27 protein-coding genes are annotated in these 25,059 nt (G+C 52.7%); 12 read left to right on the top strand and 15 right to left on the bottom strand.

Annotated features, from left to right (window positions below):
• Positions 1-16 precede the first annotated feature (16 nt).
• The 5 genes from LOS79_RS10585 to rpiA form a co-directional block, all read right to left on the bottom strand.
• Positions 17-3,184, bottom strand: coding sequence for an MMPL family transporter (locus LOS79_RS10585; RefSeq protein WP_315419147.1), 3,168 nt, complete (start codon positions 3,182-3,184; stop codon positions 17-19).
• Positions 3,181-3,633, bottom strand: coding sequence for a MarR family winged helix-turn-helix transcriptional regulator (locus LOS79_RS10590; RefSeq protein WP_315419149.1), 453 nt, complete (start codon positions 3,631-3,633; stop codon positions 3,181-3,183). The genes LOS79_RS10585 and LOS79_RS10590 overlap by 4 nt, the downstream gene beginning before the upstream one ends.
• Positions 3,634-3,846: 213 nt before the next feature.
• Positions 3,847-4,287: a GNAT family N-acetyltransferase gene (locus LOS79_RS10595; protein ID WP_315419150.1), complete on the bottom strand. Its 441-nt coding sequence runs from the start codon at positions 4,285-4,287 to the stop codon at positions 3,847-3,849.
• A 68-nt stretch (positions 4,288-4,355) separates the two neighbouring features.
• The gene (locus LOS79_RS10600) at positions 4,356-4,847 is read right to left on the bottom strand and encodes a VanZ family protein (RefSeq protein WP_315419152.1); all 492 of its coding nucleotides are present in this window, start codon (positions 4,845-4,847) and stop codon (positions 4,356-4,358) included.
• Positions 4,831-5,511, bottom strand: coding sequence for a ribose-5-phosphate isomerase RpiA (gene rpiA / locus LOS79_RS10605; RefSeq protein ID WP_397386789.1), 681 nt, complete (start codon positions 5,509-5,511; stop codon positions 4,831-4,833). Before rpiA ends, LOS79_RS10600 begins: the two co-directional genes overlap by 17 nt.
• A gap of 77 nt (positions 5,512-5,588) precedes the next feature.
• Between rpiA and LOS79_RS10610 the strand changes: the two genes are divergently transcribed.
• Complete coding sequence (locus LOS79_RS10610; protein WP_315419156.1) at positions 5,589-5,786, top strand: hypothetical protein; 198 nt, start codon at positions 5,589-5,591, stop codon at positions 5,784-5,786.
• Between the two features lie 15 nt (positions 5,787-5,801).
• On the opposite strand, the gene LOS79_RS10615 is transcribed toward LOS79_RS10610, so the two are convergent.
• From LOS79_RS10615 to LOS79_RS10625, 3 genes are read right to left on the bottom strand one after another with little or no spacing between them, the layout of a single operon-like run.
• A complete protein-coding gene (locus LOS79_RS10615; protein WP_315419158.1) occupies positions 5,802-6,278 on the bottom strand; it encodes a GNAT family N-acetyltransferase in 477 nt (158 codons plus the stop codon).
• A 23-nt stretch (positions 6,279-6,301) separates the two neighbouring features.
• The gene (locus LOS79_RS10620; protein WP_315419159.1) at positions 6,302-6,880 is read right to left on the bottom strand and encodes a macro domain-containing protein; all 579 of its coding nucleotides are present in this window, start codon (positions 6,878-6,880) and stop codon (positions 6,302-6,304) included.
• Positions 6,864-7,331, bottom strand: a complete 468-nt coding sequence (locus LOS79_RS10625) for a hypothetical protein (RefSeq protein WP_315419161.1) — start codon at positions 7,329-7,331, stop codon at positions 6,864-6,866. The genes LOS79_RS10620 and LOS79_RS10625 overlap by 17 nt, the downstream gene beginning before the upstream one ends.
• A 229-nt stretch (positions 7,332-7,560) precedes the next feature.
• Here LOS79_RS10625 and fsa point away from each other — a divergent pair, with 229 nt between their 5' ends.
• The 3 genes from fsa to LOS79_RS10640 all read left to right on the top strand — a co-directional run bounded on the left by fsa (position 7,561) and on the right by LOS79_RS10640 (position 10,014).
• Positions 7,561-8,208, top strand: a complete 648-nt coding sequence (fsa, locus tag LOS79_RS10630; protein WP_315419163.1) for a fructose-6-phosphate aldolase — start codon at positions 7,561-7,563, stop codon at positions 8,206-8,208.
• A 124-nt stretch (positions 8,209-8,332) separates the two neighbouring features.
• Positions 8,333-8,776 carry a MarR family winged helix-turn-helix transcriptional regulator gene (locus LOS79_RS10635; RefSeq protein WP_315419165.1) on the top strand — a complete coding sequence of 148 codons (444 nt, stop codon included), beginning with the start codon at positions 8,333-8,335 and terminating at the stop codon, positions 8,774-8,776.
• An 11-nt stretch (positions 8,777-8,787) separates the two neighbouring features.
• Positions 8,788-10,014 (top strand): MFS transporter, encoded by a 1,227-nt coding sequence (locus tag LOS79_RS10640; RefSeq protein ID WP_315419167.1) that lies wholly within the window; start codon positions 8,788-8,790, stop codon positions 10,012-10,014.
• Here the strand turns inward: LOS79_RS10640 and LOS79_RS10645 are convergent.
• The 3 genes from LOS79_RS10645 to LOS79_RS10655 form a co-directional block, all read right to left on the bottom strand.
• A complete protein-coding gene (locus tag LOS79_RS10645) occupies positions 9,971-11,182 on the bottom strand; it encodes an MFS transporter (protein WP_315419169.1) in 1,212 nt (403 codons plus the stop codon). The two genes, LOS79_RS10640 and LOS79_RS10645, sit on opposite strands and share 44 nt — an antisense overlap.
• Before the next feature lie 146 nt (positions 11,183-11,328).
• Positions 11,329-13,686: an RNA polymerase recycling motor HelD gene (gene helD, locus LOS79_RS10650; RefSeq protein ID WP_315419171.1), complete on the bottom strand. Its 2,358-nt coding sequence runs from the start codon at positions 13,684-13,686 to the stop codon at positions 11,329-11,331.
• A 24-nt stretch (positions 13,687-13,710) separates the two neighbouring features.
• Positions 13,711-14,736, bottom strand: coding sequence for an FUSC family protein (locus LOS79_RS10655; protein WP_315422136.1), 1,026 nt, complete (start codon positions 14,734-14,736; stop codon positions 13,711-13,713).
• A 295-nt stretch (positions 14,737-15,031) separates the two neighbouring features.
• Here LOS79_RS10655 and LOS79_RS10660 point away from each other — a divergent pair, with 295 nt between their 5' ends.
• Positions 15,032-15,544, top strand: coding sequence for a hypothetical protein (locus LOS79_RS10660; RefSeq protein ID WP_315419173.1), 513 nt, complete (start codon positions 15,032-15,034; stop codon positions 15,542-15,544).
• A gap of 26 nt (positions 15,545-15,570) precedes the next feature.
• Here the strand turns inward: LOS79_RS10660 and LOS79_RS10665 are convergent, their stop codons facing one another.
• Complete coding sequence (locus tag LOS79_RS10665) at positions 15,571-16,251, bottom strand: phosphatase PAP2 family protein (RefSeq protein ID WP_315419174.1); 681 nt, start codon at positions 16,249-16,251, stop codon at positions 15,571-15,573.
• A 110-nt stretch (positions 16,252-16,361) separates the two neighbouring features.
• On the opposite strand from LOS79_RS10665, the gene hfq reads away from it, so the two are divergent.
• Entirely contained in the window at positions 16,362-16,583 is a 222-nt protein-coding gene (hfq, locus tag LOS79_RS10670; protein ID WP_039298097.1) for an RNA chaperone Hfq, read from the top strand.
• A gap of 165 nt (positions 16,584-16,748) precedes the next feature.
• Here the strand turns inward: hfq and LOS79_RS10675 are convergent, their stop codons facing one another.
• Positions 16,749-17,855, bottom strand: coding sequence for a lactonase family protein (locus tag LOS79_RS10675; RefSeq protein ID WP_315419176.1), 1,107 nt, complete (start codon positions 17,853-17,855; stop codon positions 16,749-16,751).
• Between the two features lie 214 nt (positions 17,856-18,069).
• On the opposite strand from LOS79_RS10675, the gene LOS79_RS10680 reads away from it, so the two are divergent.
• Positions 18,070-18,405 (top strand): LytTR family transcriptional regulator DNA-binding domain-containing protein, encoded by a 336-nt coding sequence (locus LOS79_RS10680; protein WP_039298093.1) that lies wholly within the window; start codon positions 18,070-18,072, stop codon positions 18,403-18,405.
• A gap of 229 nt (positions 18,406-18,634) precedes the next feature.
• Positions 18,635-19,834, top strand: coding sequence for a peptidylprolyl isomerase (locus tag LOS79_RS10685; RefSeq protein WP_315419179.1), 1,200 nt, complete (start codon positions 18,635-18,637; stop codon positions 19,832-19,834).
• A 74-nt stretch (positions 19,835-19,908) separates the two neighbouring features.
• Here LOS79_RS10685 and LOS79_RS10690 read toward each other — a convergent pair whose 3' ends face one another.
• A complete protein-coding gene (locus tag LOS79_RS10690; protein WP_315419181.1) occupies positions 19,909-20,103 on the bottom strand; it encodes a DUF2188 domain-containing protein in 195 nt (64 codons plus the stop codon).
• 82 nt (positions 20,104-20,185) lie between these two features.
• Positions 20,186-20,785, bottom strand: coding sequence for a nitroreductase family protein (locus tag LOS79_RS10695; protein ID WP_315419184.1), 600 nt, complete (start codon positions 20,783-20,785; stop codon positions 20,186-20,188).
• A gap of 277 nt (positions 20,786-21,062) precedes the next feature.
• Between LOS79_RS10695 and LOS79_RS10700 the strand changes: the two genes are divergently transcribed.
• The 4 genes from LOS79_RS10700 to LOS79_RS10715 all read left to right on the top strand — a co-directional run bounded on the left by LOS79_RS10700 (position 21,063) and on the right by LOS79_RS10715 (position 24,998).
• Positions 21,063-22,466 carry a metallophosphoesterase gene (locus LOS79_RS10700; RefSeq protein WP_315419186.1) on the top strand — a complete coding sequence of 468 codons (1,404 nt, stop codon included), beginning with the start codon at positions 21,063-21,065 and terminating at the stop codon, positions 22,464-22,466.
• A gap of 31 nt (positions 22,467-22,497) precedes the next feature.
• On the top strand, positions 22,498-22,713 hold the full coding sequence (locus tag LOS79_RS10705) for a helix-hairpin-helix domain-containing protein (RefSeq protein WP_315419189.1): 216 nt from the start codon (positions 22,498-22,500) through the stop codon (positions 22,711-22,713).
• 282 nt (positions 22,714-22,995) lie between these two features.
• Complete coding sequence (locus tag LOS79_RS10710; protein WP_315419192.1) at positions 22,996-23,823, top strand: AraC family transcriptional regulator; 828 nt, start codon at positions 22,996-22,998, stop codon at positions 23,821-23,823.
• Between the two features lie 137 nt (positions 23,824-23,960).
• The gene (locus LOS79_RS10715) at positions 23,961-24,998 is read left to right on the top strand and encodes an ABC transporter substrate-binding protein (RefSeq protein ID WP_315419195.1); all 1,038 of its coding nucleotides are present in this window, start codon (positions 23,961-23,963) and stop codon (positions 24,996-24,998) included.
• Positions 24,999-25,059 lie beyond the last annotated feature (61 nt).

Consider the following 25,059-nt stretch of genomic DNA (forward strand, 5'->3'; position numbering starts at 1 on the left):
TCAATCATACAGCAGCCTATAAATCCAGGGACCCGCGCTGTTCCTCAGCGGAGGCCGAGGCCGAGCCCGAGAACGGCCACCAGTTGGCCCGGCCGAACATCCGCACCATGACCGGCACGAAGAACGGCAGGAACACCAGCGCATACAGGGCAAGACCCGACAGCACCACTGTAGCAATCTGCATCATCGACAGCACCCCGGAAGGGTACATCGAGGCGAAGGTTCCGCCCAGAATCACTACCGCAGACAGAATTACCGTGCCCATATTCCGCATGGCATGCAGAATGGCTTCGCGCACATCCCAGGTTTTATTCTCATTGAACCGTGCCATCAGGAAGATGCTGTAGTCAACCCCGAGGGCAATCAGCATTACGAAGCTGAAGAACGGTGTCGTCCAGGTAATACCGGAATAGTTCAGCAGATGCACGAAGATCGCTTCCGTTACGCCAAGCGCAGAGAAGTAGGTAATCAGCAGTGAAATAATCAGATACAGCGGCATTACGATGGAGCGGAGCAGCACCACCAGAATGATGAAGATCCCGCCCAGCATCAGAATAACCGTACGTGTATAATCCTCATTCGAGATCGTCTGCAGATCATTGTAAGTGCTCGTAACCCCGCTCATGGCGGTCTCCGCATTCTCCAGCTTCGTCCCGGCTACTGCCCGGTCCACCGCTGCCTGAATGGCACCGACGCTGTCAATCGCTTCTGCACTGTAAGGATTCTCGGCAAACACAACATCCAGAGTCATTACCTTCCGGTCCTGCGACAGGTAAGTGTCAAATACCTGCTGAATCCCGTCCGCTTCAAGTGCCTCGGCCGGTACAAAGAACCCGCTCAGCTCTTCATCCTTGGCCTCCTGAATCTGCTTGAGATAATCCTGGGCGGAACTGAGCCCGCCCGTAATCTGCCCCAGGCCGTCCGCACTCTGGGTGAGTCCGTCCGTGAGCTGGCCGAGCTGGCCGCTCAGCTCGCCGAAGCCGTCCGCCAGCTGCTGCTGTCCGCCCTGCAGCCCGTCAAGGCCGCTTGTGATGGCCGGAATCTTCCCGGCAATCTGGCCCTGACCGTCTGCCGCCTGGTTCAGGCCCGACTGCAGCCGGCCGATTCCGGCCACAAGCTGATCCAGACCCTTCACCAGCGCGCTTTGCCCCGCTGCCGCCTTGACGTAGCCGGCGTTAGCCTCGGTAAGGCCGGCAGCTGCTCCCTGCAGCTGGCCGGAAATCTGGCCAAGCCCGCCGGCCAGCCCTGCAGCACCGGTCGCGCTCTGCGCTACCGTGCCTTTGATGGTCTGGTAATTCACATCCTGCAGCAGATCAGGATGACTTGCTTCAAGTCCGCTGAAGGAGCCGCTTAGCCCCGCCAGGGCATCAGCTACGCTCTGCAGCTGGGTCTGGACGCCCGCCAGCCCGCCGTTAAGCGCCGTCAAGCCGCTGCCGATCTTCTCGTAGCCTTCGAGCAGCGCTGTATTCGCAGCCGCCAGCTGCTTCGCGCTTGCCGCCGCCTGCGCGAGGCCGGCCTTGATCTCTCCGGCTCCGGCTGAGCCGCTGCGGATGCCGCTCTCGATCTGCGTCAGGCCCTCGCCCAGCGCAATGATGCCCGTCTTCAGCTCTGCCGTGCCTTCGGTCAGCTTCCTGCTTCCCGAAGCGGCCTCAGCCAGCTTCGGCTCATTCGCCTTAAGCTGCTCACCCGCTTCAGCCAGCCCGGCCTGAATTTTGGCCAGGCCTTCATTGCTCTGATCCAGACCGTCAGACAGCGTTGCCACCTGAACCGGGATCAGGAAATCATTAATTTGCTCCCCGGTCGGGCGCGACATGCTGCGCACAGCCTTAACACCATCCACCTTTTCCAGCTCCCGGCTGATTTTCTCCGCCAGTCCCATATACTCGGCGGTATCCATCCGGTCATCGTTCTTGATCACAATCTTGCCCGGCATGGACTCACCCGGCCCGAAGCTTTCCGAGATGATGTTGAAGCCTTTGACGGAGGCGTAATCCGAGCCGATTTCATCCAGATTGTTAAACGACAGCTTCCCGCTGTAAGTGAACAGGAACGGTCCTACAATGACTGCGACGATCAGCAGCGCAGCCCATGGTCTTTTTAAAGAAAACGAACCTGCCGCTCCCCAGATCCGGCTCTCGCTATGCTCCAGGTTGCCGCGCGAAGGCCAGAACAGCTTCTGCCCCAGTACTGCCATGAAGAACGGAACAATACTCACCAGTGCCAGCAGCATCACCGCGATGCCGACAGCCACCGCTACCGCCGAACGGTAGAGCATGAACTTGGACAGCCCGATGGCCAGGAAGCCGACGAATACCGCCAGCCCGGAATAAAAGACCGTGCCGCCAGCCTTGCGGTAAGTAGCAATAATTGCGCTTGTTGTATCCTCTGCATGGGCCAGCTCTTCCTTAAACCGGCTGATCAGCAGAATGCAATAATCCGTCCCGATCCCGAACATAACGGCAACCATGAAGATTTGCGTGAAGGTCGACAACGGGAAGTCAAACCGGTCTACCAGAAAAGCAACAACCGACTGGGACACTATGTAGCTTATCCCCACGGTCAGCAGCGGCACAAACGGCGCCACCAGCGAGCGGAATACCACGAACAGAATCAGCAGGATAAATACGACCGTAATATATTCCGACTTCTTGAGCCCTGCTTCCGAGCTGGCAATCGTATCCTCGGTAATCAGCCCTTCACTGGTCATATAATGATCCGCAGTGACATCGCCAAGCAGCGCCTCCGCTTTGGCCGGCAGCTCCTTGACAGCCTCTTCCCCGCCCTGCACCGACAGGGCAACCATGATCGTCTTGCCGTCTTTGGCAATCAGCGTATCTGCCAGCTCCGGCTGCGTGAACGGGTCTGTTATTGCGCTTAGCTGGAGAGATTCCATCTCCCCGGCCAGCTGCTCAACCCCCTGCCTGATGCTCGCGGTATCTGCGGCCTGCAGACCCTCCGGCTTGTTGAACACCAGCGCCACCTGATGGACAGTCTCTCCGCCCTTCGCGGCAGACACCTCTCTCATAATCTCAGCAGCCCGCGAAGAGGTATAGCCCTCCGGAACAGCAATTTGCCCCTTCTCCCGCACCAGATCAGACATTGCAGGCGCGCTCAGGAATAGCACGGCTGCCACAGCCAGCCAGATCACGATAACCGCCCATCTCGCTTTAAATATCGTTCTCAATTATTTCTACCTCCCGTATCCTGCATCAGAAATGCCAGCTTCTCAAACATCGTGATGAACCGCTCGATGTCATGATCCTCGAAATGAAACAAATAAGGTGAGATAACATCCTGCATCTGCTTCTCTGAAGTACTATAGACGCTCTTGCCCTGCTCTGTCATAGACAGATAGACCTGGCGCCGGTCATTCTCATCCCTGGTCCGCTGGATCAGCCCTGCTTCATCGAGCCGGTTGATGATGGCCGTAATTGAGCTTTTGCCTACGGCAACAGCTTCGGCCAGATAGGTGGAGGTGCATTTCTCCTGCCCGGCAATCAGCCGCAGAATCAGAAACTGGTCATTCGTCAGCCCTTCGCCAAAAATATCCCGGAGCCTCGCATTAATCTGCCGCGTAACGACCATATAAGCATCCACGTAGCGGTTAATCCATTCCTCCGCATCCTTTTTCAATGGGTTCCCCCCCTTTCCAGTAATAGTTCACGTGTAGAACAGTTTCACAGTAAAACTATATTGTCCTATCCGCAAAATGTCAACCATTTGTGGAGCATATAAATGCTTATATTTGTACAAAAACAGCCACCCTGCACCGTAACAGGTGCTGAATGGCTGCCCTAAATCAATTCATATCCGTATCGCAGCTACATCCTTACGGTGCTGCTGCGCTTACTCTTCATCCTCAGTCTCTTCAACCTCGTATACACAGCGGAACATTTCAATTCCGGCAGCGTTCTCACCCAGACTGTAGACCATAAACCCGAGGCTGCGGTAAAAATCTGCGGCTATCACATCTTCAGTCTCCGCGACCACATACCGCGGTTCACGGCTCGTGACCAGCTCAAGAATCATTCCGCGCGCATACCCCTTGCCGCGGTTCTCCGGCAGCACCGCAATATGACGGATATCCAGCGAGCCGTCTTCTGTCACTTCAAAGCCGGTAAGTCCGAGCAGCAGCCCGTCCTCTTCCCAGCCGCAGAGCTGCAGCGCAGCCTGCGTGCCATACTCCGCAGTCGTGCGTTCCAGCTCCTCCGGATCATCGATTACTGCATACGCCAGCAGCTCATTTACCTCGGGGTTTTGGGCCCGCGGCTTTAAATCAATCAGCATGTGTAAACCTCCTAGTAAGTATAGCATGTATAACCTTTATTTCCGCTCAGTCCTGCTTTGGCCCCATTCTAGTCCCTAATCAGCCGTACCAGTGCATAACCTGCCCAGACACCCAGCAGATTAAGCAGCAGATCATCTACATCCAGGCTGCCGACCCGCAGCAGCATCTGCATTAGCTCCAGCACGAATATACCCAGAACGGAGATCAGCGTCAACCGGAACAAAGAGTTGTAACGCGGCTTAACCAGCGGCAGCAGAATGCCAAACGGGACGAACACCGCAACATTGCCCAGTAAATTGACCAGCCTGCCCGAATAAGAGACCCCATTGCTCAGATCAAAATATAAACGTATTGTACGCAGCGGTTCCAGATTGTAGCGCAGCGGTCCTTCGGTCTGCACCGCCCGCCCAAAACCGAGAAACATCCAGTAGATGAGCATGGCGCTATAAGCAATCAGCAGCAGCCAGGCCAGGATCCTCCGCCCCTGCGGCAGAACCTGTCTGCCCGCCAGAGGTTTCCCTCCGGAACGGCGTTTACGGTTATTAGAGATTGCTATCACCCTCTATGATTTCAATCGTCCCGTCAGTCTTCCCGATGACCGCCATGTCTGCTATACCGATAAAGAGCCCGTGCTCGACCACTCCCGGAATACGCTGAAGGGAAAGAGCGAGCTCCGCAGCCGAGTCAATTGCACCAAAACGGCAATCGGCAATATAGTTTCCGTTGTCTGTCTTATACAGCTCATCGCCGCTGCGGCGAAGCTCTGCTTCACAGCCAAGCTTAATCAGATCAGCTACCGTCCATTCCCAGGCAAACGGTACAATCTCAACCGGCAGCGGGAATTGACCCAGTGTCTTAACGGCCTTGCTCTCATCGGCAACCACAATCATCCGGGTGCTGCCCATCGCTACAATCTTCTCGCGCAGCAGTGCACCGCCGCCGCCTTTAATCAGCTGCAGCGAGCCGTCCAGCTCATCTGCACCGTCAATCGTCAGATCCAGGCTGTCTACCTCGCTGAAGTTAACGAGCGGAATTCCCAGCTCGCGCGCCTGGTCCTCCGAAGCCTGGGAAGTGGCTACTGCGGTGATCTTCAGACCTTCGCTAACCCGTTCGCCCAGCTTGCGGATCGCCCAGTAAGCTGTAGAACCTGTTCCCAGTCCAACCTTCATGCCGTCCTGCACATACTCAACTGCTTTTTCCGCTGCCAGCTGCTTTACATTGATACTCATTTTATTACCCCCATGTTATCCGTTATAATATACCAAGAACGATACCTATTACACTCCAGGAGGATCCCCGGATGAGAACCCAGAATCAGATTCAATCCAAAATCAATGAATTGACCATGCAGCGCAGATCCTTGGAATCACGCCTGGCCCCCCTGCCGGAAGGAGATCCGCAGCAGGCCGCGCTGAATGCCCAGCTAACCCGGCTTGAGGATATGCTTCTGATGCTGGAATGGGTGCTTGAAGCACCGTCAGGCAAATACCACGCCTAAGCTGCGCAGACCTTTTCAGGACAGGCTTTTGCCGTAGCATAAGCTGTCCGGATCGCCAACATACGGCCCGAACAGATCAATCGGCAGGTAGCCATGCTTCACGTAGAGGGCAATGGCTTCCGGCTGCTTGATGCCCGTCTCCAGCCTGATTTCGCCGCAGCCTGCCGCAAGGGCACGGGCTTCCAGATCCAGCAGCATCCGGTCCGCAATTCCCCGCTTACGCGTACCCGGGTCCACATAGAACCGCTTCAGCTCCATGACGGAACCGGCCGGATCCAGCCGACGCAAGCCTCCGCAGCCTACCGGCTGCTTCTGCAGATAAGCCACTACGAAAGTCATCTCCTTAACCTTGGGATCAGCGAAATACACCACATAGATCGTCTCATGCGGATAACGTGACTTAAGCTCCTCATCCAGCCGCTCAATCAATGCGCGCAAATCCTTGTTCTCCGGATCAACACTTACAAATTCCACTTCAGTTGCCTTGTTCATGCCAGCTTCAAGCTCCTTCTATGTCAATAGGTTTCGTTGTCACTCTGCAGAAGACGGGTAGTGAGCATAGTCTCATATAACAAGGTATTTTCATGCTCGAAGCAGACAAACTCGATCCGCCGCAAGGGAAGCACCAGCGGTTCTACAGCGCGTACATAACGGATAATGGTGTCTACTGCCGTCTTACAGGCTATATCTTTCGGAAAGTTATACAGTCCTGTACTGATATTCGGAAAAGCAATGCTACGCGCCCCCTGCGAGCAGGCTATATCCAGGCTGCTGACGTAACATCTGGACAGCACAGCAGCTTCTCCTGCGGAGCCGCCCTTCCATATCGGCCCCACTGTATGTATGATCCCCCGGAAAGAGAGCATGCCTGCGCTGGTCAACGCAGCGTCACCGGGCAGAATCCCGCCCTGCTTCAGCCGGATCGCAGCACATTCCTCAGCAATCCGCGGACCGCCGGCACGGTGAATCGCAGCATCCACAGGACCGCCTCCATACAGTCCCGAATTGGAGGCATTCACAATGATGTCACCTTGCCAGGCAGTAATATCCCCCTCAGTTACTGAAAGAATTACATCGTTAACTCTGATCTGCATGGCGGGCCTCCTCTAACACTGCCTGTTCCAGCACCTTGATTAATTCCTTCTCGCCCCTGCGGGCGGCCTTACCGGCGTAAGCAGCGTATTCCAGCCGGATTCCCTGCAGCACCGCCTGACGGAGCTGGCCGAGCATATAAGTCTGCGCATCTGATAATACCATCTCACCTTTACCGGCGGCCACCCTGCACAGTGCATAAGTCGTCCCGGCTTCCCCTTCCGAAGGAGCTTGCGCATAACCGTCAAACAATGTGAACTGAAACAGAGGGACTGCTTCCGGGAGCTCCTTATCCGGAGAGAAATCCTGATTATATACTGAATACATCAGATACCCTGTGTAGGCTCTGGAGGAATCATTTTCCTGCTCCCTGATGATTCTGCTGTTCTGAAAGGCGATAATTCCGGCGGCCAGCAGCAGAAACAACGCAACGCTTCCGAGTAAAGCATACATGCTCATCACCCGCCAATATCATGAAATGGACAATACCGTTTCTATAATATCATGTAAGGAACTATGCCGTGAATGGCTCTGAAGGTTGAAATATTTATTTTGCATTCATTCCATAAAGTTATTTTGAGATATTCAAATTAACAGTTGAAAGTTGCTGCAGCATGTCTCATAATGAAGTGGAGCATACTGTTTTGTCAATCCATACGAAATCAAGGGAGGATACCTGGAAATGAAATTTTTCTTGGATACCGGAAATATTGAAGAAATCAAGCGTATTACCCGCCTCGGATTAGTGGATGGCGTTACGACGAACCCGTCGCTGATCGCCAAGGAAGGCAGATTGTTTAAAGATGTTATCCAAGAGATCGTGGCAATTGTTCCTGGTCCTGTAAGTGCTGAAGTAATCGGACTCACTGCGGAAGAAATGCTGAAGGAAGCATTCGAAATCGCTGAATGGGCTCCGAACGTTGTAATCAAGCTGCCGATGACAGAAGACGGTCTCGAAGCTTGTTATGAGCTAAGCAAGAAAGGCATTAAGACTAACGTTACCCTTGTCTTCTCTGCTGCCCAGGGCCTTATGGCTGCCAAAGCAGGAGCTACTTATATCAGCCCGTTCGTCGGACGCCTTGATGATATCGGTGTTGACGGCATGAAGCTGATCAAGGATCTGAAGACTATTCTGACCAACTACGGTCTGAAATCGGAAATCATTGCTGCCAGCATCCGCAACATTGCCCATGTTGAGCAGGCTGCCATTGCCGGCGCACATATCGCTACTATCCCTGGCTCACTCTTGCCGTCCCTCTGGAAGCATCCGCTGACAGACAACGGAATTGAGCGCTTCCTGAAGGATTGGGAGAAGGTTCCGCAAGCATAATATCATTATGGAGATTTCAGTCCAGCCCCGTTCCGCACTTGCGGAGCGGGGCTTTTTGTTATTGACTGATTTACTTGTTGTAATTATAATTGTCATAACAAGTATTTTAAAGGAGACTACTTTTATGCCGACTTCCTCACCTCAGCAATTCCTCGGCTTCCTGCTGGGCTCCACCTACCGGAGAATCTCCAACAGCTTCGCCCGGGCACTGCGGCCGCATGACATAACTCCCGAGCAATGGTCTGTGCTGCTGATGATCTGTGACCGCAGCGGAATCAGCCAGAAGGAGGTTGCCGCTGCCGCGGCCAAGGATCAGCCGACAACCGCCCGTATCGTAGAGCTGCTGATTAAGAAAGGCTTCATCCGCAAATCAATGAATCCGGATGACCGCCGGGCGTTTCAGCTCTACGCCACGGAAGAGGGGCGGTCGTTAATCGGAAGCACTATTGCGCTCGAACAGCAGACCATCGACAACGCCGTAACCGGGCTGAATCCGGAACAGCTTGAACAGCTGCGCTCCATGCTGGAGCTCATCTACAACAATACCGGAAATACTCATCAAGAATAGGAGCACCCCCTTTGAACGATTCATCAGAACGTCTATGGACTTCATCCTTCATTACGCTAACACTTTGCAATCTGCTGCTATTTACCGGCCTGCAGATGACCTTATCCACTCTTCCGGCGTATGCGGAAGGAACTTTGCATGCCACTTCCGTACAGGTCAGTCTTGTGACCAGTCTGTTCGCCCTGAGCGCGATTGCCTCCCGCCTCTTCTCAGCCAAAGCCATGGAGAAGGGCGGCCGCAATCTGCTGATCTTTCTTGGCCTGGCCGTCTCGCTGACGGCGGTAGCCGGCTATTACTTCGCAGGCAGCATTATTGCCCTGCTGCTGCTGCGGATACTGTTCGGCATCGGCTTCGGCATGGCCAGCACCGCGTTTCCGACCATGGCTTCTGACATCATTCCGGTCCGCCGGATGGGTGAAGGCATGGGCTATTTCGGTTTGTCCACCAGCCTTGCTATGTCAGCAGGGCCGCTAATCGGGCTTAGCCTGCTGCAAGGTCCCGGCTTCGGCTCCCTGCTGCTCGGAACCGGGGCAGCGCTTGCCTGCATCGTTCCGCTGGGCCTGCGGCTCTCCAGATCACTGCCCGCACAGCATAAAGAGCCGGCTGCCGTACCGGCGGCCGGCTCTCCCGGGAATGCATACCGCAGGCTGCTCCTGCCCTGCCTGCTTAACTTCCTGCTCTCCATCTCTTATGGCGGGCTGCTTGGCTTCCTGGCCCTCTACGGCACAGAACGGCAGCTGCAGCATGTCGCTTATTTCTTCCTGTTCAATGCCGTAGCCATTGTAATTATCCGTCCGTTATCCGGCAAGATCTATGACCGCTTCGGCCCGGCAGCCCTGCTTATCCCGGGCAGCCTGTTCATTATGGCTGGTCTGCTGCTGTTGTCCTTTGCAGCATCGACTGCCGCCCTGTTTCCGGCCGCCTTATGTTACGGCATCGGCTTTGGATCAATGCAGCCTGCCCTCCAGACCTGGATGATCCAGTCTGTCAGACCGCGCCAGCGCGGCCTGGCCAATGGAATGTTCTTCAATTCCCTCGATCTTGGGGTGGCGGTCGGCTCCATGCTGCTCGGCACGATCGCCCTGTTCACCAGCTATGCTGTGATGTACCGTTATTCGGCTCTGGCCCTTGTCCTGCTGCTGTCTGTCTACCTACCGGTATACTTAACCCAGCGGAATCATAAGCGGAAAGATCTCACTCAGGGGACGCTGAGCTGGGGTGAACAGCGAACAGAGTAAGCAATCCCCCGGCCGCAGCCAGCCCGGTCATCGTTCCGAATACCTGCCAGTGCCCCCAAGACATCAGCAGCGAGACCAGCGGAGGCCCTAATGCCACTCCGATGAACCGCATGCTGCTGTACAGGGCGGTAATGGTCCCCCGGTTCTCCTGTTCAATCCCTTCAGTAATCAGCGCATCCATACAAGGCAAGGCAGTCCCGATGCCGATGCCGCCGAGACTCAGCAGCCCGATCAGCCAATATATTCCGGCGGCGAATCCTGCCAGCAGCATTGCCGCCGTTAGCAGCAGCATTCCGCCGAATCCCAGCCATTTCATTTTGATTTTGCTGCGGCCGATGATTTTACCTGTAAGATAAGAGGCCAGACACAGCGCGGCCAGCGGAACAGCCAGCACATACCCCTTCGCCGCCCCGTGGAGCTTATACTCCTCCTCAAGCGTTTCTGACAGAAAAAACAGCACCCCGAAGGTTACAAACATGCTGATTCCGCCAACGCCGAAGATCGCGTACAGCCATCTGCCCTTCGCGCGCAATATCCCGGCAATAACGGACATGAACTCCCGCAGCCCCGTCTTAACCGGAGTCTGCCCGGAGTCCGGCTTACCGACCAGAAACCAGACAAGCAGGAAGGAAATGATACACAGCACCGGGATCGCTATAAACGGCGCATACCAGAGCAGGAGACCGAGATAGGCACCAAGAATCGGACTGAGTACTTTTCCGAAGGTATTTGCGGTTTCAATCAGTCCCAGGCTTGCGCTGACCAGCTTCTCATCCTTGAACAAATCTCCGACAAAGGGCATCACAATAGGAAAAGCACCTGCAGCACCGATCCCCTGCAGCAGCCTTCCGGCAATGATCAGCCCGTAAGCCGCTGAACCTTCGGTAAACCAAGCGGCAGCCACGCATACCATGCCGCCGACAGCAGCTGTGAGCAGGCTGGGAAGGATTACTTTTTTGCGGCCGAAGCGGTCTGACAAATAACCGGCTACCGGGATCAGCACAATCGCCATCAGCCCGTACACCGTAATCAGCATGCTGACCTGGAAGGAAGAAATCTGCAGCTCGCGGGAAATAAGCGGCAGCACAGGCAGAAGCATGGAATTGCCTAAGGTCATAATCAGCGGAATTGAGGCCAGTGCAGCCAGATCCCACTTCCGTTCCTTCATCGGTTAACCACCTTTAGGAGAAGTACTGTACGAATTCTCTTTATTGTGTATTAATCTCCGCCGCAGTATTCAAACATGCCAAATAACCCCGCAAGTGCGGGGCTTTGGCTGATGCAATTATTCAGGTACCGGTGCAACCGGAAGCCTTAGTCTTGGCGTGAGCCTGCGGCTGCAGTACCGCGTACGGAAGCCGGCAGGAAAGGGTTCGGCTGCCCCAGGCTATAGATGTGCAGCAGATGCATTGCCCGTGTGCAGGCAGTATAGAACAGCTTGCGTTCATGCTCACGGCCGTACCGCTCTGCGGAACCGTCGTAGATAATCACTGCATCGAATTCAACGCCTTTTGCCAGATAGGCCGGGAGCACAAGCGTGCCCTTCTGGAAGTTAGGCGTCTCCTTGGTAACCAGCCTGACCGGCAGCCTGTCTTGCAGCCTGCCGTGCACCTGTGCGCTCTCCTCCGCTGTTTTGCAGATTACTGCAACATAATGATAGCCCTGGGCATGCAGCTTCAGGACATCCTGCTCCACTGCCGCCAGCAGCTCTGCTTCAGTGTCTACTACGGTCAAGAGCGGCTCCTCGCCCCGCCGGTTGAACGGAACAATTTTTTCTCCGCCCGGAATCATCGCTCTTGTGAACTCAACAATCTCGTACGTGGAGCGGTAGCTGCGGGTAAGGGAAATAACCTCCGTGTTCTCTTCACCGTAAATACTGACCAGACCGGCCAGATCGCCAAGCACTTCACCCTGGGCATAGATGGCCTGGTTGAGGTCGCCGAGCACGGTCATTTTGGCCCGCGGGAACAGCCGGCGCATGAATTCCAGCTGAAACGGAGAGTAATCCTGCACTTCATCGACAATAACATGCCGGATCAGCGTATTCGTCCGGAACCCCTGGCTGAGCTCCTTCAAATACAGAAACGGAGTGGCATCTTCATACGCCAGCTCGTTTCCGCTGATGGAATCCAGCGTAAGTCTGCAGATCTCCTCCCATCCTTCCGGCAATGCCTCGCTCACGTTCAGGCTTTCCATCAATTCACGATCGCTGAACAGCCTGCTGTACAGCCCCTTCACATCGACGAACCGGCCGCGTTTGGTCCAGCCGCGCAGCGGCTTCAGACGCTGGCTGACAATATAACGGGCAAGCATCGTTTTCTCTGTATCATAATCATCAAAGCTCTCATTGTGCCCTCCGCCCTTACGGCGCGTCATATTGTAGGCACGCTGATAATCGCTGTTGTCCATCAGGTCGATCTGGTCCTCCACCCACGCAGCACTGCGCTCCTCCACGCTGAAAGCCGCGGTCTTCTTGAGCAGCCAGCCTGTCATCAGCTCAATCCGGTTAGCCAGCTTAATGCTGTGATCGTAGCTGTAGAATTGGCGGGCCATTTCTTCCTTGCTGACAACCGCCCTACCCTGGAACATCAGCGGCTTGAACAGCATGCCCTCATGCTCCAGCAGATTCACGTACCGCCGGATGACATCAAGGAAAGCCACTGAAGATTTATAGGCAATCGCTTCCCTGCGTATGAAGGCTTCCGGACCGTCCGGAGCCCCCAGCAGGCTTTCGGTCTGACTAAAGACATCCTCCAGCTGGAACTCCTGTCCAAGCCGGTGCTCCAGATACATCTGGAATGTTGTCTGCTGCATGTTGTCTTCACCCAGCTCCGGCAGGACCGTGGAGACATAACTGTTAAACAGCGGATTGGGAGAAAAGAGCAGCATCTGATCAGCTTGCAGCACTTCCCGGTACTTGTACAGCAGATAAGCTACCCGCTGCAGCGCAGCCGAGGTTTTCCCGCTGCCGGCGGCTCCCTGCACAACCAGCATCCGGCTCTTGTCGTTGCGGATGACCGCATTCTGCTCCTTCTGGATAGTCGCAACTATACTTTTCATCCGGTCATCAGCACTATGGCTCAGCACCTGCTGCAGCAGCTCATCCCCGATGGTCATCCCGGTATCGAACATCACTTCGATCTCACCGTCATCGATTACATACTGGCGCTTCAGCACCATCGTGCCTGTGATCACACCGCCTGGTGTATCATAACTTGCCGGACCCGGCGCACCGTCATAATAGAGGCTGGAGATCGGTGCCCGCCAGTCGTAGATCAGGAAATTGCCGTCATCCTCCATCAATGAGCCGATGCCGAGGTAGATCTTCTCCGCTGCCGTCTCAGCTGATTCCGAGAAATCAATCCGCCCGAAATAAGGGGAGAGCACCAGCTTTCTATACTTTTTGAGCGCTTTGCTGGACTGCAAATGATGACGCTCGCGTTCGTTCAGAATTTGTGCCTGCTGCCGCAGACTGGTTGAGGTTTCACCCAGATCGTCAGGGCTGCTGAAATTAACGGTAACCTCCTCCCAGAAGTCTTTACGCATATCTACAACATCCGTGCGGTGCAGGCCAAGCTCCTCCGACAGCTGCCGGATCCTGGCGGATAACAGCCCCGTAATGCCGGTTACCCGTGCCTGCTCCTCTTGCCACTCGTGGTCATGTTTTTCCAAGTGTATTTCATCCCCTTCAAAAGGTTAATCCTTTAAATTGTCACGGCTGATCTGGTCAGCCACCTTGTCCAGCCGGTCCAGCTGATAGCCGTAATCATAGATGGCTGCCGCGACCACAGACAGGCGCAGCTGCCCCGCCTTCTCCGGATCATAACCGTTGATGGCAGCTTCCAGGAAGCGGTCATTATCCTCTGCAAGCGGCTCTGAATCACCCGCACCCGGCTTCAGCTTATCTTCGAACTTCAGCAGGATATATTCATGATATTTAATTAACTGCTCCAGATGGCGGTCAAACAGCTCATCTGTCCGTCCCGTCCGCTCCGCCTGGAAATAATGACGGTCCACAGCCTCCAGGACCTGGAAGCCTTTCTGCAAGGAATTGAGCAGATTTTTGTATACTACCAGCTGCCTCGTCTGGCTGTATTTTGCCCTTCTCAGCTGGTTTTGCTCCTCTTCGAAGAGGGCATACTTGTCTGCAAGTGCCTTAATTGAACCCTCCAGCGCGTTCTTTTCATCCCGGAACACACTTTCCTTCATTTCATGTGACACCGCAGTGCGCAGCAGCAGCGACAAGCTGGTAAAAACGTTCTCGATCTGCTGGATGTACTGCTTGCGCGGCTTTGGCGGGAACACCGCTATATTAATTATGAATGCCGAGAAAATACCGGTCAGGGTCAGCAAAAAACGGGTCAGGGCGAACTCCCATTGGCCTGAAGCCTCCATTACGGAGATAACCGTAACCAGCGAGAGGCCGATCGTGTCCGCACGGTTCATTTTCATGCTGATCATAATGACCAGAATACATACCAGGCCGACCGCAATCGGTTCATTAGACAGCAGCATGCCCCCAAGCAGCGCAAGCACCGCCCCCATGGTGCTGGTCTGAATCTGATCGAGAAAATATCTCCAGGATCTGTATATGGAAGGCTGCATTGCAAAGATGGCTGCAATGGCCGCACCGACAGGCGAAGCGAAATTTAATAGGGCGGACAAATATAGAGCGAGTGTAACTGCAAGACCTGTTTTGAGTATGCGGGCGCCAAAAGCCAAATCCATTCCTCCTAAAGTTTTATGGAGCGCTGCTTCCTTGAATTACTCCGTAATAAAACTTGCTCCGGAAGCATCTGCTTTGTTTTATGGAGCGTTGCTTCCTTGAATTACTCCGTAATAAAACTTGCTTCGTAAGCATCCTCTTAGTTTTATGGAGCGTTGCTTCCTTGAATTACTCCAGCGCTGCTTCATACATTTATGTATATCCTGAGGCGTTTCGGTTAATCTCTAATATTTGCATACACATTATTACCCATGATGCATACTCAACACACATTTCAGAAGAGGTGAACCCATGAACAGCAACATTAGAAGAATAACCGTATTCGCCGCAGCTGTGATGCTCAGTCTGGCTCCGGCTGCCGCATTTGCAGAGCATCCCTCTGCGGGCAAGCCTACCGCTGCACCTGATTCCATTCATGCCGGCCAAGGCCACGGCCATCCGCACAGCCGGGAAAAGGGCTTCCGGACCGGCGGCCACTTCATTATCAGCGAATCAGCAAAGCTGCTTGAAATGGACCGTTCAGAGCTGATTAACAGCCTGAAAGCAGGCAAGACGCTGTACGGTCTGGCCCAGGAGAAGAAGGGCTGGAGTGAAGAGCAGTATATTCAGAAGCTGACTGAAGCAGCCGGCCTCAAGCTCGATGAGTCGGTCAAGGACGGGCGGCTGACCAAAGAAGATGCGGACAAGCTCAGAGCGGGCCTGCCGGTGATGATCAAGCTGAGCCTCAGCCACACAGCCCGGATTCAGCAGGGCCAGCCGTCTCAGCAGCCGTCTCAGCAGCCTTCGGCTCCGAAGAACAGATAAATACCAGAATGCGGATGCCTGGCATGCTATTTGCGGGGATCCGCATTTTTGCGTGGAATAACAGGCTTACGGCCCCTTGCATTCCGGTAAGCCTCGAAGCAGGCAGCCGACAGCATCAGCCAGGCTCCGCTGGCCGCGTACCCGCCAATAACATCACTGGGGTAATGCACCCCGAGATAAATCCGGCTCCAGCCGATTCCTCCAGTCATCAGCACTGTGAACAGAATCAGCAACAGCCGTTCCCGCCGGTTACGCATATGTCTCCAGAGCAGATAGGCGATTACACCATACAGGGAGAAGGCAGCCATGGAGTGACCGCTTGGGAAGCTGTAGCCGGCCTGCTCAATGAGCCGGTGGATGTTGGGGCGCTCCCGGTGGAACCAGAGCTTCAGCAGTGTGTTCAGCAGCTGCGAGCCTATGCCTACCCAGAGAAACAGAACGAGCTCCATCCGGTGCTTCAGGATGAAGAACAGAATCGCTATCGTCAGCAGCGATATTCCTACAGCCAGCTTGGAGGAGCCGACGAGAGACAGGCTTTTGGCTAAGGCAGTCAGACCCGGTGATTCCATTGATTGTACGATATTAATAACTGTACGGTCAAAGCCGGCGGTTTCGTCCAGCACAACCAGTACCGCAATTAGAATAAATCCCAGCAAAAACCATATAAAACGGCGAAATCCGCCGGACCAGTAATGATAATAAAGCATAACTACCCCCTTGTCTATTGCCAAGCCGCTTGAACAGATTTCCTGAGAGCGGCTGTCCCGTGTTATAATTGCCTAGAAGTTAATTCATATACAGATGGAGTGCTGCCAAAGTGGAAAGTCTAAAATTACAGGAACGTTTGTTGAACCAGTGCATCTCAACAAAGGTGCCCGTGACGATTTTTACAACTAACGGAGTCAAAATGCAGGGCCTCGTAACTTCTTATGACGCTTACACAATCACCTTGCAGGGCCAGGGTGACGGCAGGCAAAACGTGCTCTTCAAATCAGCTGTCTCCACTGTAGTACCGCTTAAGCCTGTCTCGCTTAAATAAGCAATCCGGCAGACATGCTCTTTAACCCACAATTACAATTATGCTGTCCCGAATCAAAAGGAACACCGGAGCAAGCTAATCCGGTGTTCCTTTTGTGATTCAATGGCCCGCTCAGGCATACATGCTGCCTAGTGCATGGCTGCGGTAAACACGCTGCTTACGCGCTTACTGCAGGAATGCAGCAGGCCGTACACAGACAGGCTTGGACAGCTCTGCCGTGTTCCCTGTGAAGTTCAGCAGCCCGCTGGCAGCATCCAAAGAGAAGACAACCAGATTGTTGCCGTCACGGTTAGCCACAATCAGATATGCCCCGTCCGGTGTAACTGTGAAATGACGCGGGTGGCCCCCACGGGTGGATTCATGCTGGACCACTGTCAGCTCAGCCGTCTCCGGATTTACCGCGTAGACCACAATACTGTCATGCCCGCGGTTAGAGCCGTACAGATACTTGCCGTCCTTGGAGAACGCAATTTCCGCACAGCCGTTCTTATCAGCCGGGTAATCATCAGGCAGGGTAGATATTGTATAAGCTGTCTGCAATGCTCCAGTGTCTGCATCATACTTGAACGAAGTTACGCTGCTGTCAAGCTCGTTAATGACATATGCAGATTTGCCGTCCGGATGGAACACAAAATGGCGCGGCCCTGCTCCTTCATGCAGCTTCGTATCCCCGATCACTTCAAACTTCCCGGTCTCCTCATGAATCCGGTAGCTGCGGATCAGATCCAGGCCCAGATCAGACACGAACAGGAAAGTTTCATCCGGGCTGAAAATAGCCGAATGCGGATGCGGCTTGTCCTGTCCCGGGCGGACACTGTGTCCTGTATGTACAGCAGTATCAGTCAGGGCAACCGGCAGTCCGGCTTCATCAAGCGCAAGCAGGCCAACCGTTCCTCCATGGTAGCTGCACACTACAATATGTTTATGGTCTGCATCTCTGTTAATATGGCAGGTTGTGGCCTGTGCTGTGCCTGCGGCAGACATCGTAGGAATCCGGCTCAGCTCTGTCAGCTTGCCTGTCTCCGGCTCAATTGCGAAGGTGATGACTTCCCCTTCTTTGCCGCCTGCCCCATTAGGCTTCTCTCCAATGGCATAGAGCTTCAGCCCGGAAGGGTCTACATTCACGAACGTAGGGTTCGTTATGCCTTCTGCTGTATCCAGCCGCTCAAGCGTACCTCCTGCTGCGCCGTCAAAAGCAAACACCTGAACCCCGCTCTCTTCTGCAGTCGCATAAGAGCCGGTAAATAGCAGCAGCTTCGTATTCTTATTCATCTGGGTACTCCTCCTCCAAGTTGTTATGGATGCTGTTCCGGCAACCGGATGGCATCAGCCATCTATATAATTTACAATTTTTCATGAGGTATGACAAATGCAACGGAAAAAATGACAAAAAACATTTCAAAAATAAGACTTCTCAAAGAGAAAAGAGTATGCTATAATGAAAGCGCTAACATCAATGTTAATTATGGATAAAGGGGGAACACGAATGAGCAGCCTGCTGGAAGCCAGAAATGTATATGAGGACTTCGAGGTGGAGACAGACATTCTGTTCTTTAAGGTCGGGGACCATGACCTGGTCATTTTTCACGGCAGAAACTACAATATTAAAAAAAGAATGACTGCCGAGCAACTGAACCGCTTATTGTCAAGCAACAGCTATTATCATGTGTACGGAGGCTGTTATGTCAACCTGAATAAGATCAGCTCCATCGAAGATGACTGCATCTATTTCGGGGAAATGGGCTTATACGCCAAGTCAGTGCGTGTTCCCAGACGCAAACAGGAAAGCATCCGCCATCTGCTGAGAGGACTCAGCTCCTGACGCGGATACATATCCGCCGTAACCTGCAACTTACCGTATTCAAAGTCTCTTCTCATCAGGCCGGAGCGCACATGGGGAACCATGGCTGCTCCGGCTTTTTCCTGTATCTTAATGAATTATTAAAAAGTTATTAAGCTTTTTTATACTTTCTTAAGGTTTGGAAATCTTTTTTCTGGTAAAGTTGTAGAAAGACAGGCACCACCTATATTGAAGGGAGTCATTACTTATAATGGACAAAAAAGATTTCAACGAAAATGAAGAGCTTCAAAACGGCGTTACACCGGAAGAGGGAAACGAACCTGCTGAGGCTGCACAAACTGATTCTGCACCTGAAGAAGTTATTGTTTCAGAAGAACCAGTGCAAGCTGCAGAAGTAAGCTCCAGCACACCTCCATCTCCGATTATTGAAGAAAGCGTTCCCGTAATGAATAAGGTTGGCGGCGCTACACCTCCTTCCACTCCGGCGGCACCTGCCGGCGGCAAAGGCTGGATGATCGCTTCGATCGTACTGGCTGCGGCGCTGATCGTTGTGCTGATTGTACAACCTTTCAAGAAGGATGATAGCAAAATTGCTGTGGCAACCGTTAACGGAGCGGATATCACCAAAGCACAGCTTTATGATAAATTGGTTGAAGCCGGCGGTAAATCCACACTGCAGAACCTGATCACTACTACACTAGTGGATCAGGAGGCCAAGAAAGCCAATATTACCGTAACCGATGAAGATATCAATAAAGAGATCGAAGACCTGACAGCACAGTTCGGCGGTGAGGAAGCCTTGAATTCTGCTCTGCAGCAGAGCTCCATGACCCTTGACGACCTGAAGAAGCAAATGCCTTTGCAGGTAGAAATCCGCAAGCTGGTAGAACCGCAAGTGAGTGTTACCGACGAAGAAATCTCTAAATATTTCGACGAGAACAAAGCCACCTTCAACCAGGAAGAAGAGGTCCGCGCATCCCATATCCTCGTTGAAACCAAAGAAGAAGCTGACGCCATCGTTAAGCAGCTGAAAGACGGCGCTGACTTTGCAGCGCTGGCTAAAGAGAAATCCGCAGATACCGGTTCGAAGGACAACGGCGGGGATCTTGACTTCTTCAAACGCGGCGATATGGTTGCTGAATTCTCCGATGCTGCCTTCAAATTGAAGATTGGTGAAACCAGCGGTGCGGTGAAGACCGATTACGGCTACCACATCATCAAGGTAACTGACCGCAAGGAAGCACATGAGTACACCCTTGAGGAAAAGAAAGAGGAAATCAAGAAAACTCTGACTTCCCAAAAGGTATCTGAAAAGTCCTCCACCTGGCTGGCTGATCTGACTAAAAATGCTACCATCACCAATACTTTGACTGATGATCCAGAAGCTTCCGCAACCCCGGCTGCAAGTGAAGAGCCTGCTGCCACAGCAACTGAAGCACCTTCCAAATAATACAGCTATACAAAGAGGACAGGCGGATTAACCGCCTGTCCTCTTTAATAGTTAAGAATACATATGTTTCGTGGTCAATGATTCTTTTTGCGGATCTGCTTATCCCGGTTCTCGCCCCATTCCTTGGCCTGTGCGGTAGCGATGGAAATCGCCCGCCCCTCCTCATACCCCTCCTCAAGCAGTGCATTAGCAATCTCTACCGCCTTATTCCTGATCGGTGCGGTGAAATTCTTCAGTGATTCAGGATAAACATCCTTATTCCATGGCATAGCAAAAACCTCCTTGACCGGACTATATACATACATAGCCTGATCAGGGAGGTTCTAAACCATCTGTTATTTGCTTGTTACATTATTTAATGAATTTCACGCGGTCTTCAATCGGCTGGAATTCCTTCTCGCCTGGAGCGGTTACGGTCTTGCCGAACGGCAGCTGGGCAATCAGCTTCCATTCTGCAGGAATGCCGAAGGTTGCCTTTACTTCATCATCAATCAGCGGGTTATAGTGCTGCAATGAAGCGCCCAGGCCCTCTTCTGCAAATGCCGTCCATACAACAAACTGCAGAATACCGGAGGACTGGTTGGACCAGATCGGGAAGTTCTCGGCATACAGGGCGAAGTTCTCCTGCAGATGCTTCACTACAGCCTGATCCTCGAAGAAGAGCACGGAGCCGTAGCCAGCCTTGAAGGAAGCCAATTTCTGTGCTGTGCCTTCAAATTGCTCTGTCGGAACGATTTTACGCAAAGTCTCTGCCGTAATATCCCACAGCTTATCATGCTGTTCTCCCAGCAGAACAACAGCTCTGGAGCTTTGGGAGTTGAAGGAAGTCGGGCTATGTAGAACTGCCTCCTCAACAATTTCTTTAATCCGGGCATCGGAGACCGGGGATTCTTTGCTGATCGCATATACGGAACGTCTGTCTTTTACTGCATCAAGGAAACTTTTAGACATAAAATAACTACCTCCATTAAATTAAGTTACTTACTTTTCTAAACTTTAACACTTTTATTCCTGAAACACAATACTTATTCTCAACTTTTTCCTGAAAATCATTCTTCATTTACACATCAGCCCTTAGTCTTGCTGGAATCCGGTTAATTATACGTCTTCCACTATTTTCATTAAGCTGATTTGCCGGCTTAGAAACATCGCACTAACTTTTCGTATATACACCTGGTAATAAATGCGCTACAATAATTCAGCAAAAGTGCAGAAAGAAGGCTAATTAATGGACTCTACTTCAATATACAGTTTCACCAAAACTGCCAGGCTCCCATTGCTGCTCCTGTTCTCGGTCTTGCTGCTTGCGGGCTGCAAAGACTCGGCTCCACCTTCATCACAGCCTTCCCCGGCAGTTACGGCTGCATCCGCCGATTCTACTGAACCCGTAGCCTTCTGGGTAGCCACAGATACTCATTATCTGGATAAGGCGCTGCAGGATGGCGGACAGGCCTTCCAGACCTATGTCACTGGCGGAGACGGCAAAATGCTTCCCTACAGCGATGAGCTGGCTGAAGCCCTCGTCTATGATGTGGAGCGCAAGCAACCGGATTTTCTCATTCTCAGCGGTGATCTGACTAATAACGGAGAAGCCTCGAGCCATACTGAATTAGCCGCGAAGCTCCGCCGGATCGAAGATATGGGTACCAGTGTCTATGTCATTCCGGGCAACCACGATATCAATAACCCTTGGGCCAGATCCTTTGACGGCGACAAACAGGTAGTTGCAAAGCATATTAACGCAGAGGATTTCGTGAATACTTACGCGGATTACGGATACAACGAGGCAATCTCCCGGGATACAGACAGCTTAAGCTATCTCGTCAAGGCGGCTCCGAAGCTCTGGCTCCTGATGATTGACAGTGCCCAGTATGCGCATAACGAGGAATATAATTTCCCGCAGACAGACGGCCGCATCCTCCCTTCTACGCTGTCGTGGATGGATGATTGTGTGAAGCTCGCCGCGCAGGAGCATGCTTCCATTATTACCGTGATGCATCATAATCTGCTCAGCCATACCTCTATGGCCGTCTCCGGCTTCAAGCTCAATAACAGTCAAGAGACAATGAAGACACTGCGCAAGGATGGTCTAAATCTGGTGTTATCCGGGCATATTCACATGCAGGATATCCGGCGTGATCCGGCTGAGGACTCCATTGATCCGGCACTGCCAGTCTATGATATAGCCACCGGCGCAATGGCGGTTAACCCCCATCAATACGGGGCGATGACCTTTGACCCGCTCTCCCGCGCGGTTACGTATACCGCAACTGCTGTGGATGTGGAGGCCTGGGCCAAAGCGAATAACAACACCGATCCCAATCTGCTGAACTTCAAGTCTTATGCAGAAAAGAGCTTTGCTGATGCATCTTATGGCAAGGCAATGAACAGACTGGCAGAGAGCACCTTCTCAGAAGAAGAGAAGCAGTCCATGGCCGAAGTGATGTCGGAGCTGAATGTGAAATATTTTGCCGGTACTGCTGCGGATTCACTGGATAAGATCAAAGCGATGCCTGGATTCACGCTGTGGGAAAGTATGGAGGGCGGCTTCATGTCCGGCTATATCCGCAGTATGGCTGAGCATTCCGGGCAGAGCAATGTGTCCCTGGAGATGGTACTAACCACCCAGTAGAAGGAGATTATATGGAAGGAGCATACTTCGTATGACCGATTCTGATCAATCGCAGCAAGGCACCAGCCTGCCTGTCAAAATCTCCAAGCCGGCAGACCGCGCACTCGCTGAAGCTGGAATTGTAAATTTGGAGCAGCTTACCGCGGTTACAGAAGCAGAGTTGCTTAGCCTGCATGGGATGGGGCCGAAGGGCATCCGGATTCTCCGTGAAGCGCTGGCTGCCAAAGGGCTGGATTTAGCCAGATAATCTTCCAAGCGGGATTTCAATTAAGTATCCCGAACCATTACGTTTATACAGAAAACGGCAGCCTGTGAACAATAATGTTCCGGGCTGCCGTTTCTTTATTCTTCAATTATTTCTGCAAGAAACCCAGCAGTTACAACCTGTTTGGCACTCATTATAGCAGCAGTTAGCATTTCTATTGATTTCTATTGCAATGCAGGGTTATTTTCTCTATAATTTCTTCGTGACTCACCACTGAGAATCAATCTCATCAATATCATGATAATGAACCAGGAGGATTTCCGGATGCGGCACACCTATGAGGAGCTTGCCCATTATTTCGCAGCAACACCTATTCATCTGTATGGTGTATACCGCACCCGGCTGGAGGGCAACCGGATCTATGGCGGCCATGTCAACAAGCCTACTGCCAAATGTGCTGTCATCATCGCACTTGATGGGGAAGCCTGCTTCGACTTTGACGGGGGAGAACAATATGTACTGAAGCCCGGCCGTATTCTGATCGGCGGAGCAGGCAGACGCCTGGAAATCACTCCAAGTGAAGACGGTTTCTTATATTGCCTGGCTCATTATCTGCCAAGCGGTGCAATTGAACAGGGACAACGGCAGAACCGGGATATCTCCTGCCTGGACATCACGCTCAATCCGGAGCTGCTCAGGCTTGTAGACCAACTGCTAAATGCAGCCTCTGCTCCCGATGTGATGGATCAGCTGAACCAGCGGTCATTATTTTACCAGCTTGTTACGAATGTGCTGCAATCCGAGCGCTACCTCCAGAATGAGGGCAGCTACCTGATCATAGAGGATGCCATCCGGTATATTCAGCAGCACTTCACTGAACCGCTCACACTCAGCAAGCTGGCTGACCGGTATGAGCTTAAGGCCAAATATTTCTCTTACCTGTTCACCAAATATACCGGAACCGGCCCGATCGATTACCTGATCCGCTACCGGATGAACAAGGCGCATGAATGGCTGCTGACCAGACAATTCTCAGTCACGACTGTGGCTAAGAGTATCGGTTACTCAGATCCTTATTATTTCAGCAGATTATTCAAAAAATATAAAGGTGTAGCTCCCAGCCAGGTTGATTTCACCAGCCGCGAGGACTGATTATTTTACTTGGATGAAGGCGAAATTGTCCAGCATCCCATCGGGAATCTCTACATTCTCATTAGGCCGGGTTGATGATACTATGGAAAATGTAATTGATAATGATCATCATTTTCAGGCAGAGGAGCCCCTTACTAATGAAATTTTGGCTAACCCATTCACGTTTCGCCATTCTCGCAGGTCTGCTTAGCATGCTGCTGCTGCTGAGTGCCTGCTCCAGCAACACTGCAGCAACCAATCAGGCGGCAGTGCCTGCTCCTTCCCCGGTGCCTGCAGCAGCTGAACAAGCAGCGGAAACAACAGCTGCCGTCGCATTCCCGCGGACCATCGAAGCTGCTAACGGCAGCATCGTCATTGACGAGCAGCCTGAACGTGTCGCTGTTGTTCATTGGGGTTACAATGATTCTATTCTGCTGTTCGATCTGAAGTCTGTTGGACTCGCCCTGCCATTCACGAAGGCTGACTCTTCACTGACCACAGATACATACAAGCCATATGCGGACAAGGTCGGTGAACTGGCTATCGTCGGTGAGAACACGACTGTCAATCTGGAGGCTTTGCTGGAGTACGCCCCGGATCTTATTATTGCCGGGAATGCCGTCAATGCGGAAATAACAGCTCAGCTGGAGCAGATTGCCACCACAGTCGTGATCGATGAAACCAAGACTGATGTATGGGGCAACTGGCCGGCGCTGGTCACTAAGTTCGGGGAAATTCTCGGCCAGGAAACGGTGGCAGCAGATTTCATCAGCGGATATGAAGCGAAAGTGGCGGACGGTAAAGCTAAGCTGGCTGATCTCGGCGGGACTGTTGCCTTCCTCCAGGTGCGCAGCAATGCGGTTTGGCTCGGCGGAACGAAGTATCTGAACCCTTATTATGATAACGGTCTTGGACTTAAGGCACCGGATAGCCCTTCCATGACAGAGGGTGCGGAACTGACCCTTGAAGGTCTTATTGCCCTGGACCCGGATTATCTGTTCCTCGGTTATTTCAACTATGAGCAGCCCTCAGCAGCCTCGGCGACTGATGAATGGGAGACAACCGAAGTATGGAAGAAGCTAAAAGCCGTCCAGAACGGGCATGTATACTCCATTAACGGATCACTGGCCATGGGCTATGGGCCGCTTGGCAACAGCTACGGTGTAGGTGCGGTACTGGAAGCGCTGGGTAAGTGATGTTTGAACAGAACACAACCTCTCATCCGGATTGCGGAGAGAGGTTGCATTTTTATTGTAT

The organism is Paenibacillus sp. MMS20-IR301 (assembly GCF_032302195.1).
Lineage (GTDB): Bacteria > Bacillota > Bacilli > Paenibacillales > Paenibacillaceae > Paenibacillus_AQ.

Bases quoted from the DNA above. Each gene is read 5' to 3' on its own strand.
- LOS79_RS10595 (WP_315419150.1), bottom strand. From the start codon at position 4,287: ATGCTGATTGATTTAAAGCCGCGGGCCCAAAACCCCGAGGTAAATGAG.
- LOS79_RS10610 (WP_315419156.1), top strand. From the start codon at position 5,589: ATGAGAACCCAGAATCAGATTCAATCCAAAATCAATGAATTGACCATG.
- LOS79_RS10615 (WP_315419158.1), bottom strand. From the start codon at position 6,278: ATGAACAAGGCAACTGAAGTGGAATTTGTAAGTGTTGATCCGGAGAAC.
- LOS79_RS10620 (WP_315419159.1), bottom strand. From the start codon at position 6,880: ATGCAGATCAGAGTTAACGATGTAATTCTTTCAGTAACTGAGGGGGAT.
- LOS79_RS10625 (WP_315419161.1), bottom strand. From the start codon at position 7,331: ATGTATGCTTTACTCGGAAGCGTTGCGTTGTTTCTGCTGCTGGCCGCC.
- fsa (WP_315419163.1), top strand. From the start codon at position 7,561: ATGAAATTTTTCTTGGATACCGGAAATATTGAAGAAATCAAGCGTATT.
- LOS79_RS10635 (WP_315419165.1), top strand. From the start codon at position 8,333: ATGCCGACTTCCTCACCTCAGCAATTCCTCGGCTTCCTGCTGGGCTCC.
- LOS79_RS10645 (WP_315419169.1), bottom strand. From the start codon at position 11,182: ATGAAGGAACGGAAGTGGGATCTGGCTGCACTGGCCTCAATTCCGCTG.
- LOS79_RS10660 (WP_315419173.1), top strand. From the start codon at position 15,032: ATGAACAGCAACATTAGAAGAATAACCGTATTCGCCGCAGCTGTGATG.
- LOS79_RS10665 (WP_315419174.1), bottom strand. From the start codon at position 16,251: ATGCTTTATTATCATTACTGGTCCGGCGGATTTCGCCGTTTTATATGG.
- LOS79_RS10675 (WP_315419176.1), bottom strand. From the start codon at position 17,855: ATGAATAAGAATACGAAGCTGCTGCTATTTACCGGCTCTTATGCGACT.
- LOS79_RS10680 (WP_039298093.1), top strand. From the start codon at position 18,070: ATGAGCAGCCTGCTGGAAGCCAGAAATGTATATGAGGACTTCGAGGTG.
- LOS79_RS10685 (WP_315419179.1), top strand. From the start codon at position 18,635: ATGGACAAAAAAGATTTCAACGAAAATGAAGAGCTTCAAAACGGCGTT.
- LOS79_RS10690 (WP_315419181.1), bottom strand. From the start codon at position 20,103: ATGCCATGGAATAAGGATGTTTATCCTGAATCACTGAAGAATTTCACC.
- LOS79_RS10695 (WP_315419184.1), bottom strand. From the start codon at position 20,785: ATGTCTAAAAGTTTCCTTGATGCAGTAAAAGACAGACGTTCCGTATAT.
- LOS79_RS10700 (WP_315419186.1), top strand. From the start codon at position 21,063: ATGGACTCTACTTCAATATACAGTTTCACCAAAACTGCCAGGCTCCCA.
- LOS79_RS10705 (WP_315419189.1), top strand. From the start codon at position 22,498: ATGACCGATTCTGATCAATCGCAGCAAGGCACCAGCCTGCCTGTCAAA.
- LOS79_RS10710 (WP_315419192.1), top strand. From the start codon at position 22,996: ATGCGGCACACCTATGAGGAGCTTGCCCATTATTTCGCAGCAACACCT.
- LOS79_RS10715 (WP_315419195.1), top strand. From the start codon at position 23,961: ATGAAATTTTGGCTAACCCATTCACGTTTCGCCATTCTCGCAGGTCTG.